This is a genomic window from Catenulispora sp. MAP12-49 (assembly GCF_041262705.1).
Taxonomy (GTDB): domain Bacteria; phylum Actinomycetota; class Actinomycetes; order Streptomycetales; family Catenulisporaceae; genus Catenulispora.
In genome coordinates, this window is record NZ_JBGCCP010000006.1 from 164,786 (window position 1) to 179,126 (window position 14,341).

10 protein-coding genes are annotated in these 14,341 nt (G+C 71.3%); 2 read left to right on the forward strand and 8 right to left on the reverse strand.

From position 1 onward, the window contains the following. Positions 1-43: 43 nt before the first annotated feature. On the reverse strand, positions 44-1,294 hold the full coding sequence (locus tag ABIA35_RS14705) for an alpha/beta fold hydrolase (protein ID WP_370358253.1): 1,251 nt from the start codon (positions 1,292-1,294) through the stop codon (positions 44-46). A 339-nt stretch (positions 1,295-1,633) separates the two neighbouring features. On the opposite strand from ABIA35_RS14705, the gene ABIA35_RS14710 reads away from it, so the two are divergent. Beyond that, entirely contained in the window at positions 1,634-2,599 is a 966-nt protein-coding gene (locus ABIA35_RS14710; protein ID WP_370338599.1) for a hypothetical protein, read from the forward strand. A 213-nt stretch (positions 2,600-2,812) separates the two neighbouring features. On the opposite strand, the gene ABIA35_RS14715 is transcribed toward ABIA35_RS14710, so the two are convergent. The 6 genes from ABIA35_RS14715 to ABIA35_RS14740 form a co-directional block, all read right to left on the reverse strand. Next, positions 2,813-4,393, reverse strand: coding sequence for an FGGY family carbohydrate kinase (locus tag ABIA35_RS14715; RefSeq protein ID WP_370358254.1), 1,581 nt, complete (start codon positions 4,391-4,393; stop codon positions 2,813-2,815). 101 nt (positions 4,394-4,494) lie between these two features. Continuing rightward, a complete protein-coding gene (locus tag ABIA35_RS14720; protein ID WP_370338595.1) occupies positions 4,495-5,667 on the reverse strand; it encodes an RNA polymerase sigma factor in 1,173 nt (390 codons plus the stop codon). 125 nt (positions 5,668-5,792) lie between these two features. Next, positions 5,793-7,901 (reverse strand): DNA primase, encoded by a 2,109-nt coding sequence (gene dnaG, locus ABIA35_RS14725; protein ID WP_370338593.1) that lies wholly within the window; start codon positions 7,899-7,901, stop codon positions 5,793-5,795. Positions 7,902-7,922: 21 nt separating this feature from the next. After that, the gene (locus ABIA35_RS14730; protein WP_370358322.1) at positions 7,923-9,218 is read right to left on the reverse strand and encodes a deoxyguanosinetriphosphate triphosphohydrolase; all 1,296 of its coding nucleotides are present in this window, start codon (positions 9,216-9,218) and stop codon (positions 7,923-7,925) included. A 177-nt stretch (positions 9,219-9,395) separates the two neighbouring features. Then, entirely contained in the window at positions 9,396-9,737 is a 342-nt protein-coding gene (locus ABIA35_RS14735; RefSeq protein WP_370358255.1) for an EthD family reductase, read from the reverse strand. A 56-nt stretch (positions 9,738-9,793) separates the two neighbouring features. Then, entirely contained in the window at positions 9,794-10,711 is a 918-nt protein-coding gene (locus tag ABIA35_RS14740) for a sigma-70 family RNA polymerase sigma factor (RefSeq protein ID WP_370338590.1), read from the reverse strand. Positions 10,712-10,766: 55 nt separating this feature from the next. Here ABIA35_RS14740 and ABIA35_RS14745 point away from each other — a divergent pair, with 55 nt between their 5' ends. Continuing rightward, complete coding sequence (locus ABIA35_RS14745) at positions 10,767-11,234, forward strand: DinB family protein (RefSeq protein ID WP_370358256.1); 468 nt, start codon at positions 10,767-10,769, stop codon at positions 11,232-11,234. Positions 11,235-11,377: 143 nt separating this feature from the next. On the opposite strand, the gene ppdK is transcribed toward ABIA35_RS14745, so the two are convergent. Continuing rightward, positions 11,378-14,095 carry a pyruvate, phosphate dikinase gene (ppdK, locus tag ABIA35_RS14750; protein ID WP_370338586.1) on the reverse strand — a complete coding sequence of 906 codons (2,718 nt, stop codon included), beginning with the start codon at positions 14,093-14,095 and terminating at the stop codon, positions 11,378-11,380. Positions 14,096-14,341: the final 246 nt, after the last annotated feature.

A 14,341-nucleotide genomic window follows, 5' to 3' on the forward strand; every position in this document is an offset into this window, starting at 1 on the left:
CGCGGACGGCCGTGTCGCCGTAACGGGACAGCGGCATCGCACCTCAGGCGAGCTCCGTCCGGATGACCGTCTCAGAGGTCAGCGTCCGGTGCACCGGGCACTTGTCGGCGATCTCCATGAGCCTGGTCCGCTGCGCATCGGTCAGCGGGCCGTCGAGCTGGATGGTCCGATCGATGCGGTCCACGAATCCGGCGGTGGTCTCGCACTCCGCGCAGTCCTCGGCGTGGATCCGGTCGTGGCGCACGGAGACCGTCACCTTCTCCAGCGGCAGGTTCTTGCGGGTCGCGTACATCCGCAGCGTCATCGAGGTGCAGGCGCCGAGGGCCGCGAGCAGGAGGGAGTACGGGTTCGGGCCGGTGTCGTCTCCGATCGGCACCGGCTCGTCGGCGAGCATGCGGTGGCGCCCGACGGTGATCAGCTGCTGGAGCCCCCCGGTTCCGGTTCCCGTCTCGGCGACGGTCACCGTGTCGCCCACGGGCACGTCGGCGGCCAGGGGCACCGTCGGGGCCGGCACCGGCGCCGCCTCCGGTTCGGGGAGGTAGCGGCCGGCCCACGCGGCGAGCACGGAGGCCGCGTACTCCGCATCGGGACGGCGGCTGAGCAGATGGTCGGCGCCGTCCAGGGCCACGAACGACTTGGGGTGCCGGGCCGTGTCGAAGATCTGCCGGGCGTTGTCGATGCCGACCGTCTCATCCTGCGGGGCGTGCATGACCAGAAGCGCGGCCTTCAGCCCGCGGATGCGCTCGGCCTGCGGCTGGTTGGCGATGTCGGCCAGGAGGCTGCGGCGCACGCAGAACTCGCGCCCGCCGAGCGTGACGGTCGCCTCCCCTTCGCGCTCGATGGTGTCGCGGACGTCCCCCAGCAGGTGCGCGATGTGCGAGGGGTCCGCCGGAGCGCCGATCACGGCCACGGCGCGCACCTCGGGAATCCGGTGCCGGGCCGCCAGGACGGCCGCGCCGCCGAGGGAGTGGCCGACGAGCAGGCTCGGCCCGGCGTGCTCGGCCCGCAGGTAGTCGGCCGCCGCGACCAGGTCGTCCACATTGGAGCTGAAGCCGGTGTTCCCGAAGTCGCCGCCGGACTGGCCCAGCCCCGTGAAGTCGAAGCGCAGCACCGCGATGCCGTGATCGGTCAGCGCGCGGGCGATGCGCGAGGCGGCGACGGCGTCCTTGCCGCAGGTGAAGCAGTGCGCGAAGATCGCGTACGCCCGCGGCTCGGCGCCCTCGGGGAGTTCCAGGCGCGCGGCGAGGGCGGCGTCGCCGCCGCCGGTGAAGGTGACCTTGAGGGAGGTGGGCATGGATCAAGCATCCCCGACCGGACTTCCCCGTGCCGAACGACCCCGGCTCCCCCTTGGTTTCTCACGGACCGCTCACACGCTCCCTTTGCGCCACCCTATGTGTCAAAAACTAGTAAAAGGTCTTTGACCCGCCCATTCCTCGACCGCTCCAGCACCCGGCGCTAGCCTCCGTCGCAGTGGGTCAGGGACCGGATGTTCAGGAACCTGACATCAAGACCCTGGCCCACAGCTCCACCGGGCGGACCATCCCGCTCCGCCCGGATCCCCTTGTAAGCCGCCACCGTGTCGCGGGCGCACCCCTGTCCGCGGCTTTCGGAGGCGGCGGAACGGAGTACGGGAATGAGCGAACGGCATCTCGCCCCGCGCCGGCTGCACCGGGGCCTGGCCGCGATCGGCGCGCTCGCGCTGGCCGCGGGCCTGGCCGCGATGAGCGGTGGGGCGGCGTCGGCGACGACGCAGGCCGCACCGCAGGCCGCAGCGCAGGCCAAGCACCACAAGCCGCAGCCGCACGGGCGGTTCGGCATCGTCCCGATGCGGTCGGCGTCGACAGCGGCGACGGCATCGCGGGTCCACACCTTCGCGCCGGAGTCCGGCGGCACCGGCGGCCCGTTGAACTACGGCGGCGGCCCGGTCCAGCACAACGTCCAGGTGTACCTCGTCTTCTGGGGTTCCCAGTGGGACAGCGACTCCAACGGCGTCGAGGGCTACATGCAGAACCTGTTCAGCGGCCTGGGAACGAGCTCGGACTCCTGGTCCACGGTCACCAGCCAGTACACCGACAGCTCCGGCTCGGGCCCGACGTTCGGCGGCGCCGTGCTCGCCGGCACCTGGGTGGACGACGGCAGCCCGGCCCCGCAGTCCGCGGCGCAGTCGGACATAGCCGCCGAGGCGGAGAACGGCGTGTCGCACTTCGGGATCACCCCGACCGGCGACACCCAGATCGTGGTGCTGAGCCCGTCCGGGACCAACCCCGACGGGTTCCCGAACTCCGGCTTCTGCGCGTGGCACGACTACGACGGCACGGTGTCGTACACCAACATGCCGTACGTCCTGGACGCCGGCAGCAGCTGCGGCGCGAACAGCGTCGCCAACCAGCTCGACGGCTTCAGCATCGTGGAGGGCCACGAGTACGCCGAGTCGATGACCGACCCGCAGCCCTCCTCGGGCTGGGTGGCCGGTGACGGCGAGGAGAACGGCGACCTGTGCGCCTGGTACGACCTGGGCTCGATCAGCCTGTCCACCGGCAGCTTCGCCATGCAGCCGACGTGGAGCAACGCGGCCAACGGCTGCGCGATGTCGGGCTGAGGCAAGCGGATCGGACGCCGGGACAGGCAGTCCGGACGGTCGGCCCCCGCCCTCGCGGGGGCCGACCCTCGGCATGCGGCGCGGAGTATGGTGTAAGGCCTCTTCTATAAAAAGGCCTCTTCTATAAAATCGCGGGGCTGCTGGGCCGGGGTTCGGGGCCGTGTCTGGACCTGGGGTGCGGAACCGGGCTTCGCTTCGTCCCGCCCGCATCACTCACGCCGGGACGGTACTTCCCACGGCTGGGGTGGCGGTGGTCTCCATGGAGGCCAGCATCGCGTCGCGGGCACCGGCGTACTGTGCGCGCACCCCGGCGCCGATGCCGGCCTTGGCGTTCGGGGAGTCCTTGAACATGACGGCCTCGTTCCACGTCGGCGGGGCCTTGGGCGCCTCGCCGCCGGGGGCCGTGGAGGCGGCCAGGACCCACGCCGCCTGCCGGGCCGCGCCGATCGCCATGATCTCGCTGCCGCCGAGCATCACCGCGCCGGTGGGCCGGCCCGAGCCCGGGCGCGGTACGCCGGTGGCGTCCAGGGCGGCGAACACGCCGGTGGAGGTCAGGCCGCCGCCGGGGCCGTCCTCGAAGGAGGCGGACACCGCGACCGCGACCGGGACGCCGAAGATCGCCGGGGCTATCAGCCGCACCGCGTCCAGCCGCGCGCCCTTGCCGGTGAGGATCACGCGCCGCAGCGGCATGCCGACCGCGGCCATCTGCGCCGCCAGCGCGTCCAGCCCTTCGGCGATCCCGCACAGCATGCCCTCCACCGCCGCCCGCGCCAGGTTCGGCGCGGTCATCCGGGCCAGCCGCAGCCCGGTCAGCGAACCGGGCTGGCCGGCCATCGGCGGGACCAAGACCACGCCCTGCGCCCCGGGCGTGGACTCCAGCGCGAGCCGGGACAGGCTCTGCAGGTCCACGCCGATCATCTTCGCCGCGGCCTCCAGCGTCGGCATCGCCTCGCCGGTGCGGGCCATGGCCAGGAAGCCGCCGGTGGCATCGGCGAACCCGGAGACGGTGCCGCTGGGATCGGCCACCGGGCGCTCCAGCCCGCCGGCGAACAGCGTGCCGGTGGCGCCGATGCTGATCACCACGTCGCCGGGCTCGGCGGACAGGCCGAGCACCTGCGCCATCGCCGAACCCGTTCCGGGCGCGACCAGAACGCCGGCGTTGGTGCTGCCGGCCGGCTCGACCGGGGACAGCACGCGCGGCACCGCGACCTCGCGGCCGAAGGCGTGCACCAGCAGGGCCGTGCGGTAGTCGTTGGAGAACGGCGACCAGTAGCCGGTGCCGGAGGCCTCGCCGCGGTCGGTGACCGGCGCCGCGGCGCCGCCGAGCAGCAGCCAGGTCAGCCAGTCGTGCGGCTGGAGCACGGCGGCCACCCGCGCGGCGCTCTCGGGCTCGCGCTGGGCCAGCCAGCGCAGCTTGGCTATCGGGAAGGCCGCGGTCGGCACCGCGCCGACCGCCGAGGCCCAGGCGCCCGGTCCGCCGCCCTCGCCGACCAGATCGTCGGCGGAGTTCGCGGCGCGGAAGTCGGTGGACATCAGCGCCGGGCGCACCACGCCCCCGGCGTTGTCCAGCGTCACCAGCGCCTGGCGCTGGCCGGAGACGGCGACCGCCTGGACCCCGTCCAGGATGTCGCCGTCACAGGCTTTGACGAGTGCGTTCCACCACTCGTGCGGGTCGTCGTCCCCGGCCGCGGCGTGGGCCACCGCCGCCTTCCGGATCACTTTCCCGCTGAGGGCATCGCAGACGACGACTCGTGTGGTGCTGGGCGAGGAATCGATACCCGCGACGATCGGCATGACGCCAGATCATGCCCTATGCGCCGCGCGCCGGAAACAGGTCCCGCCCAACCTGTTCCGGCACCCGCCGTGCGATTCAGTATCCTGGTGACTACCCACCGTCATCGCAGGTAGTCAAGCAGCTGATCGGCATAGGTGTGACCGCGCAGCTTGGCCAGGGTCTTGGCCTCGATCTGCCGGATCCGCTCGCGCGTGACGCCGAAGGTGCGGCCGATCTCCTCCAGGGTGTGCGGCTGGCCGTCGGTGAGCCCGTAGCGCAGCTGCACCACGCGCTTCTCCCGCTCTCCGAGGGTGGACAACAGCGCGTCCAAGTGCTCGCGCAGCATCACCACGGCGACCGAATCGGCCGGGGAGACCGCGTCGGCGTCCTCGATGAGGTCGCCGAGCGCCACGTCGTCCTCCTCGCCGACCGGGGCGTGCAGCGACACCGGCTCCTGGGCCAGGCGCAGCACCTCCACGACCCGCTCGACCGCGACACCCAGAACCTCGGCGATGTCGTCCGGGGAGGGCTCGACGCCGTTCTCCTGCAACAGCCGGCGCTGCAGCCGCACCACGCGGTTCATCAGCTCGACCACGTGCACCGGCACCCGGATGGTGCGGGCCTGGTCGGCCAGCGCCCGGCTCATCGCCTGCCGGATCCACCAGGTCGCGTAGGTGGAGAACTTGTACCCGCGGGTGTAGTCGAACTTCTCCACCGCGCGGATCAGACCGAGGTTGCCCTCCTGGACCAGGTCCAGGATCGACATGCCGCGACCGAGGTAGCGCTTGGCGATCGAGACCACCAGGCGCAGGTTCGCCTCGATCAGCCGGCGCTTGGCGGCCTGGCCCTCCAGGACCAGGATGGCGAGCTCACGCCGCAGCTGCGGCTTGAGGTGGGTCTCATAGGTGAGCTTCTCCTCGGCGAACAAGCCGGCCTCGACGGCCTGGGCGAGTTCGACCTCCAGGACCGCGTTCAGCAGCGGCACCCGGCCGATCTCCCGCAGGTACTGCCGGAACAGGTCACCGGCCGGTCCGGCGGAATCGGCCCAGGCGTTGACCTTCGAGTCAGCCTCGGCTTCCTTCTCCGGCTCGGTCTCGGCCTCCTCCTCCAAAACCGCTTCGAGCTCTGCGATCTCCGGCGCGGCGGGCCCGGGGATCCGCAGGGGACCGAGCTCCTCCGAATCGCCCAGACCGACAGCGGTCCGGGGCTCGGCCGCGGACGAAGCAGTGGGGTGGGGGGTCGGCGCGACGGCGTCGAGGAGAGCGACCGGTCCCTGTGCGACAGCACTGTTCACGACAAGCTCCAAGTGGGGGTTCGCGACGTCTTCGCCACACGCTTACCCCGCGCGCCCCTGAGCTATCCCAGATAACGGAAACTCACCAAGATCGATATCACCCGACGGTCACGGAACCGTGACCGTTATGAGACTTCCGCCAGGCCACGCTTGTACTGCTCCAGCGCCACGAGTTCACCGAAGAGTTTGTTGTATTCCTCTTGACCCGTAACCGGATTCAGCCGTTGCAGCTTGGATCTCACGTCCTTGATACGGCGGTCGACCGTGTGGATTCGCACCCTTGTCATGATTTCGGCGACGTAACGCTCGTCGGCCGCGCCGCGGGAATGTACCGGTTCCACGGTGAGCTCGGTGACCAGCCCGCGGATGGCGTCGTCAGGAGCCTGATCCTGGACCCGGCCGGTCCAGTTGTTGTCATTGCCGCCTCCGCAGCCGCCGGCCCCGCGCACCCCCGCGCACACCGCGGCATAGGCGGGAACAGTGAACTCCTCCGGCGCCAGACCGTCGAACGTGGCACCGGCCAGTTGCGGGAACTGCAACGCGATCTTCAACGCCTCGCGCTCGGCGCCGGCCACCGGATCGCGCCCTCCGGGGACGGTCGCGGCCTCGGCGCCGAACAGTCCGTCCGGCTCCGACCGGCCGTAGCCGCCGCCACCGCCGCGGCCACCGCCACGACCGCCGCCGTAGCCGCCGCGGTCGCGGTCCTCGCGCCCGCCCCAGCCGCCGCGCTCGCCCCGGTCGTCACGACCCCCGCCGCGACCGCCCCCGAAGCCGCCCTGGCCGCCCCCGTAGCCGCCGCGCCGGTTGTTCGAGCCCTGATTCCCCCGGCGGTCGCCCCAGTCGCCGCCACGGCCCCCTGAGGGCCCCTGGCCGCCGGAGACCGGGACCTCCGGCCGGACCCCGGCGGCGGCGAGCAGCCGGCGCACCGCCGACTGCACGTCCCGCTCCTCCAGCCCGAGCCAGCCGGCCAGCCGGCGGGTGTAGTCGTTGCGCAGCGCCGAATCCCGGATCTTGGCCACGATCGGGGCGGTGGTCCGCAAAGCGTGCACCCGGCCCTCGGACTCGTCGAGGTTCTGCTTGGCCAGCTCGGCACGGATCACGAACTCGAACAGCCGGGTCCGGGTGGCGACCAGTTCGCGCACGGCCACGTCGCCCTTGGCCAGCCGCAGATCGCACGGGTCCATCCCGCTGGGCTCGACGGCCACGAAGGTCTGCGTGACGAACTTGTCCTCGTCCAGATACGCGCGCATGGCCGCCTTCTGGCCGGCCGAGTCACCGTCGAAGGTGAAGACCACCTCGACCCCGAGGAACTGGTTCCGGTCGGCCAGCAGCCGTCGCAGGATCTTGATGTGCTCCTCGCCGAAGGCGGTGCCGCAGGTGGCCACCGCGGTCGTCACGCCGGCCAGATGGCAGGCCATCACGTCGGTGTAGCCCTCGACCACGACCGCGCGCTCCTGCTTGATGATCTCCTTGCGCGCGAGCTCCAGGCCGTAGAGCACCGAGGACTTCTTGTAGATCGGCGTCTCGGGGCTGTTGAGGTACTTCGGGGTGTCCGGGTCGTCGGTGAGCCGGCGGCCGCCGAACCCGATCACGTCGCCGGACAGGTCGGCGATCGGCCACATCAAGCGGTTGCGGAAGCGGTCCATCGCGCCGCGGCGGCCCTCGGAGGCCAGACCGCCGGTCAGGATCTCCTTGTCGGTGAAGCCGCGGCCGCGCAGGTGCCGGACCAGCGACTCCCAGGACTCCGGGGCGAAGCCGACGCGGAAATGCTCGATCGCGGAGGTGTCGAACCCGCGCGCGCTCAGGATCTCCCGGGCCTTGGCGGCGGCCGGCGTGGCCAACTGGTCGACGAAGTACTCCGCGGCGACCTTGTGCGCCTCGATCAGGCGGGTGCGCTCGCTGCGCACACCCTGGTTCGTGTAGCCGCCCTCGGTGTAGCGCAGCTCGATGTTGTACTGGCCGGCCAGCCGCTCGACCGCCTCGGGGAAGGAGAGGTGGTCGTACTCCATGACGAACTTCAGGACGTCGCCGCCGACGCCGCAGCCGAAGCAGTGGTAGAAGTTCTTGGACGGGCTGACCTGGAAGGACGGCGACTTCTCGTCGTGGAACGGGCACAGGCCCTTCAGGTTCCCCCCGCCGCCGTTGCGCAGTTGGACCACGGCGCCGACGACATCGACGATCGAGGCCGCCCTGCGTACTCGCTCGATATCGTCGTCTTTGATCTGGCCGGCCACATCCAGAGTTTAGCCGTGCCGTCAGACGGTACCGAGTCTCCTGCTCAGGGCGTACGCGGCGTCATCGGTGAGTGACGCTACTTGATCCACGACCACCCGCAGCCGGGTGCAGTCGTCGATGGCGGCGGCGTACCAGGCGCGGAAGGCCGGCTCCAGGTGATCGGGCAGCGCCGACAGGCCCTCGACCAGGCTCGTGACCAGCTCCCGCTGCAACCGGCGGCGCTCGCGCGCGTCGTCGCGCTGCATCACGTAGCGCGCGGTGATCGCCTTGAGCAGCGCGCACTCCAGCCGGATCTCGCGCGGCACGACGAGGTCGGCGGCGTAGCGGGTGAGCGGTCCGGTGACCGCGGCCCTGTCGGCATCGCCGGCGGCGGCCTCGCGGGTGGCGGCGGCCGCGGACTGGCAGAACCGGCCGATCAGGCTGCTGGTGGCGTTCTTCAGCGCGGCCTGCGCGGCGAACGAGCCGTCGTAGTCTCCGGGCCAGTAGTCCAGGGCCATCAGCCGGTTCAGGGCCTCGCACAGCTCCGGCGCGCTGGCACCCGGCGCGTAGCGGATCTCGGCGAGCTCGAACAGCTCGGCCTGCTCGGTGAGCGACAGCAGCGCCTTGGGGACCAGGTAGCCGGCGTGCAGGGCGTCTTCGAGGTCGTGGACGGAGTAGGCCACGTCGTCGGACCAGTCCATCACCTGCGCCTCGAAGCAGCCGCGGCCGGGCACCGCGCCGGTGCGCATCCAGGCGAAGACCGGCTCGTCGTCGGCGTAGACGCCGAACTTCCCGGTGCCGCGCGCCTGGCCCTCGGCGCGGGTCCACGGGTACTTCGTCGCGGCGTCCAGCGCGGCCCGCGTCAGGTTCAGCCCGCCGGGCTCGCCTTCCGGGCCGAGTGCCTTGGCCTCCAGCCGGACCAGGATCCGGAAGGACTGCGCGTTGCCCTCGAAGCCGCCGCACTCGGCCGAGGCCAGGGCCAGCGCCTCCTCGCCGGTGTGGCCGAACGGCGGGTGCCCCAGGTCGTGGGACAGGCAGGCGGCCTCCATCAGATCCGGGTCGGCACCGAGCTCCTTGCCCAGTTCCCGGCCGATCTGCGCGCACTCCAGGCTGTGGGTCAGGCGGGTGCGCGGACTGTCCAGATAGGCACCGAAGGCCGAGTCGCTCGACCCCGGCGCGACCACCTGGGTCTTGGCCGCCAGCCGGCGCAGCGCCGCGCTGTGCAGCACCCGGGCCCGGTCCCGCTCGAAGGCGGTACGCCGCACGTTGCTGGGATGGTCCGGCAGATGACGCTCCCGGTCGGCGTCGCTGTACGCATCGGCGGGCGTCGTCCTCAGATCAGTCACCGCCCCACGGTAACCCGCGCGGGCCAACAGAAACCGAAGACTCGGCGGCGTCGCGGTTCACGCGGCTCAGACGAGCGGCCACCCCGGGTCGGGCTCCCGGGACGGCCGCTCTGGTCATTCTTTTACAGCACGAATCTCTATAGCGACCCCGCGATGGATTTGTTGTTTCTAGAGCAGTTCCTCAAATGGGGCGAGGACCATGCTGCGGACCGTGGCGTACCGCGCGAGGATCTCGACGTCATCCGCGCACGCCTTGCCCTCCGGCGAGTCGATCCCGGCGCGCAGGTCGTCCATCGAGTCCCAGCGCAGCTCGGCGATCCGGAAGTAGGGCTCGCCCCGGACCGGGACCGGGTTGTCGCTGATGGCGTAGGAGCGCAGCAGCGGGATCCGCCGGGCCAGCGGGATGTGCACCTCGCGGTAGTGGCGCTCGAAGGCCTCGGGGTCGGTCGGCCGCTCCCAGAAGACGAGGAAACGGGCGGGGGTGGCAGGGGTGGCGGGGCTGGTGGTCACGGCGGGTTCCTCTCGGTCGGTGTCTCACCGGTACATACCGGCGGCACCGACCGGACTCATCGCGGCAGGCCGAAAACGTCGAACACGGCCGGATCGGCGAACACCACGTTGGCCGTGACCAGGCCGCCGACGACGGTGAAGACCTGGAGCGTGTGCGGGTGGTGGCCGCCGCCCGGGCTCGGGGCGTAGGCGGCCAGCGCGGGCTGGCCGTTGGCCGAGGTGGGGACGGCGCGCCAGCCGGTGCCGTTCAGCCGGAAGACGCGCTCCATGAACAAGCCGTAGTGCTCGCGCCCGCGGTACCAGAGCGGGACCGGCGGCATCTCCATGACGACGTCGTCGGCGAGCAGCTTCACCAGCGCCGGCACGTCCGCGGCCTCGAAGGCGTGGATGTAGCGCTCGATGACGGCGTGCCGATCGGGATCGGGCGCCTCGCGCACCTCGGCGGCCCCGCCGAGACCGTCGACGGTCACGCGGGCCCGTTGCAGCGCGCTGTTCACCGCCGCGACCGTGGAGCCGAGCTGTTCGGCGACCTCGGCGGCGGAGAAGTCGAGCACATCGCGCAGCACCAGCGCGGCCCGCTGCCGCGCGGGCAGCTCCTGCACCGCCGCGACCCAGGCCAGCCGCAGGTCGGCCCGGGCATCGGCGTCGAAGCGGGCGTCGGGGAACGGCTCGAGCCACGGGACGTCCAGCGCCGGACGCAGCGGCGCCTCGGTATCGCGGCTCGGGGCGCCGAGGCCTGAGGGCAGCGGCCGGCGCCCGCGCGATTCGAGCGCGGTCAGGCAGACATTGGTGGCGATGCGGTAGAGCCAGGTCCGCACGGAGGCTCGGGCCGGGTCATAGCGGTCGCGGGCCTTCCAGGCACGCAGCAACGTCTCCTGCACCTGGTCCTCGGCATCGTGGACGGACCCGAGCATGCGATAGCAGTACGCCGTCAGCTCGGCCCGGTGCGCTTCGAGATCAACGCGCTCGTCCACGGACCCAGGCTAAACGACACCTCCGACAAAGCCGCCGACCGCTACCGTTGCCGCCATGAGCGATCAGGGACCGCCCGCCGTCGTCGCCGGAGAGAAGGAAACCCTCCTGGCCTTCATGCGCTACCTGCGCGAAGCCATCATCCGCAAGGTCGAAGGCCTGCCCGACGACATCGCCCGCAAGCCCGCCGTCCCCTCCGGCACCAGCCCGCTGGGCATCCTGAAGCACCTGACCGGCGCGGAACTCGTGTGGGTGGAGTGGGCGTTCCTGGGCCGCGATCCCTTCCCCGAACTGGGGATGGACGTGACGGAGACGGACACCGTCGCAGGATGCGTAGCGGCCTACCGCGCCACGGCGGCACGGGCCGACGCGATCTGGGCCACGCTCGACGACCTCGACGCGGTATCAGCACGCGAAGACCGGACCCTGCGATGGATTCTGGTCCACACGGTCGAGGAGCTGGCGCGGCATGCCGGGCACCTGGACATCATGCGGGAGATGATCGACGGATCGGTGGGGCGGTAGACAAACGGAAGCGGTAGACAAACGGAACAGGCCGGGCGCCCTCGCGGACACCCGGCCTGTCGGAGCTCAGCGCTCAACCCTCAGCGCTCAACCCTTAGTGCTCAATCCTCAGCGCTCGAGCTCACCCGCTCAGCACGAATCACTCAGCGCGAGTCGCTCCCCGCGGACTCGATCGCCGCCCGAGCCGCCTCCAGCCGGGCCACCGGCACCCGGAACGGGGAGCAGGACACGTAGTCCAGCCCCACCTCGTGGAAGAAGTGCACCGAGTCCGGGTCGCCGCCGTGCTCGCCGCATACGCCGAGCTTCAGGTCCGGGCGGGTCTTGCGGCCCTCCTCGGCCGCGATGCGGACCAGGCTGCCGACGCCCTCGCGGTCCAGCGTCTCGAACGGCGACACGCCGAAGATGCCGCGGTCCAGGTACGCCGAGAAGAAGGCGCCCTCGACGTCGTCGCGGGAGAAGCCCCACGTGGTCTGCGTCAGGTCGTTGGTGCCGAAGGAGAAGAACTGCGCGGCCTCGGCGATCTGGCCCGCGGTCAGGGCCGCGCGCGGCAGCTCGATCATGGTGCCGATCAGGCTGCGGACGTCGGCGCCGGTGCGCTCCTTGACCTCGGCCAGGACCTGCTGGGCCTCGTCGCGGATGATCTCCAGCTCCTGGACCGCGCCGACCAGCGGGACCATGATCTCCACCCGCGCCACGCCGCCGGCCTTGGCGACCTGCGCCGCGGCCTCGGCGATGGCCCGCACCTGCATCATGAACAGGCCCGGGATGACCAGGCCCAGGCGGACGCCGCGCAGGCCCAGCATCGGGTTGGCCTCGTGCATCTTGTGCACGGCCTGCAGCAGGCGCAGGTCGTTCTCGTTCTCCTCGCCCTTGGCCTCGGCCACCGCCACCCGCACCGACAGCTCGGTGATGTCCGGCAGGAACTCGTGCAGCGGCGGGTCCAGCAGGCGCACGGTCACCGGCAGGCCGCCCATGGCCGTGAAGATGGCGACGAAGTCGTCGCGCTGCATCGGCAGCAGCTCGGCCAGCGCGGCCTCGCGCTCCTCGTCGTCCTCGGCCAGGATCAGGCGCTCGATCAGCGCGCGCCGCTCGCCCAGGAACATGTGCTCGGTGCGGCACAGGCCGATGCCCTGCGCGCCGAAGCGCCGGGCGCGCGCGGCGTCCTCGGGCGTGTCGGCGTTGGCCCGGACGTACAGCCGGCGGCGCTCGTCGGACCAGGTCATGATCCGGTGCACGGCCTTGACCAGGTCGTCGGCCTTCGGGGAGTCGGCGCCGAGCCGTCCCTCGAAGTACTCCACGACCGGGGAGGCGACGACCGGGACGTCGCCGAGGTAGACCCGGCCGGAGGTGCCGTCGACGGAGATGACGTCGCCCTCCTCCACGACCTCGCCGTTCGGCGCGGTCATCCGGCGGCGCTTGGTGTCCACGTCCAGCGACTCCGCGCCGCACACGCACGTCTTGCCCATGCCGCGGGCGACGACGGCGGCGTGGGAGGTCTTGCCGCCGCGGGAGGTGAGGATGCCCTGTGCCGCGATCATGCCGTTCAGGTCGTCGGGGTTGGTCTCGCGGCGGATCAGGATGACCTTCTCCCCCGAGCGCGACCACTTCACCGCGGTGTAGGAGTCGAACACGGCCTTGCCGGAGGCGGCGCCGGGCGAGGCGTTCATGCCCCGGGCGATCTCCTCGGTCTTGGCGTTCTCGTCGAAGCGGGGGAACATCAGCTGCGCCAGCTGCGCGCCGGTGACCCGGTCCACGGCCTCGTCCTGGCTGATCAGGCCCTCGTCGACGAGCTGGACGGCGATCCGGAACGCGGCGGCGGCGGTGCGCTTGCCGACGCGGGTCTGGAGCATCCACAGTTTGCCGCGCTCGATGGTGAACTCGATGTCGCACAGGTCGCGGTAGTGCTGTTCGAGCGTGGTCATGATGCCGGTGAGCTCGGCGTAGGAGGAGGCGTCGATCCGCTCCAGCTCGTCCAGCGGCACCGTGTTGCGGATGCCGGCCACGACGTCCTCGCCCTGCGCGTTCTGCAGGTAGTCGCCGTAGACGCCGGTCTGGCCGGAGGCGGGGTCGCGGGTGAAGGCGACGCCGGTGCCGGAGTCCATGCCCAGGTTGCCGAACACCATGGAACACACGTTCACGGCGGTGCCCAGGTCGTTGGGGATGCGCTCCTGGCGGCGGTAGAGCTTGGCGCGGTCGCCGTTCCAGGAGTCGAACACGGCCCGGATGGCCAGGTCCATCTGCTCGCGGGGCTCCTGCGGGAAGGCGCGGCCGGCCTCCTTCTCCACGATCGCCTTGAAGGACTCGACCAGCGCGCGCAGGTCCTCGGCGGTCAGGTCGAGGTCGTTGTGCGTGCCCTTGGCCCGCTTGGCCTCCTCCAGCGCCTCGTCGAAGTGCTCGCCGTCCACACCGAGGACGGTCTTGCCGAACATCTGGATGAGGCGCCGGTAGGAGTCCCAGGCGAAGCGCTGCGCGCTGCCCTGGTTCTCGGCGCCGTCGGCCTGGGCGGCGAGCCCGAGCACCGACTCGTCGTTCAATCCGATGTTCAGGACCGTGTCCATCATCCCCGGCATGGAGAACTTGGCTCCGGAGCGGACCGAGACCAGCAGCGGCCCGTCGGCCTGCCCCAGCTTCCGGCCCATCTTCGCCTCGAGCGCGTCGAGGTACTCCGACACCTGTTCCCGCAGCTCCGGCGGCTCCTGGCCGTGCTCCAGATAGACGCGGCAGGCGTCGGTGGTGATGGTGAAGCCGGGAGGGACCGGCAGCCCGAGGTTGGTCATCTCGGCGAGGTTGGCGCCCTTGCCGCCGAGCAGGTCCTTGAGGTCCTTGTTGCCTTCGGTGAAGTCGTACACGAACTTCGTCACGCAGATACTCCCTGACTGATCTGTGTGGCACACACCGCGGCGGCGACGGGACGGACTGAGGGGGTGTCCCGCCGCATTGCCCTGACGCTGCGGAGCGTAGCGCGTCGACCCGGCGTGTTCGCCAGGGCTATACCCCGATTCAAGCGTTTCGTTCCTGTGAGCCGCCTCACCCAGGGCGTGGGGAGCGTCACCCATGCGGACCTCCCGGGGAACCGCCGGGAATGAATGTGCCGCAAGGTGTGCTGT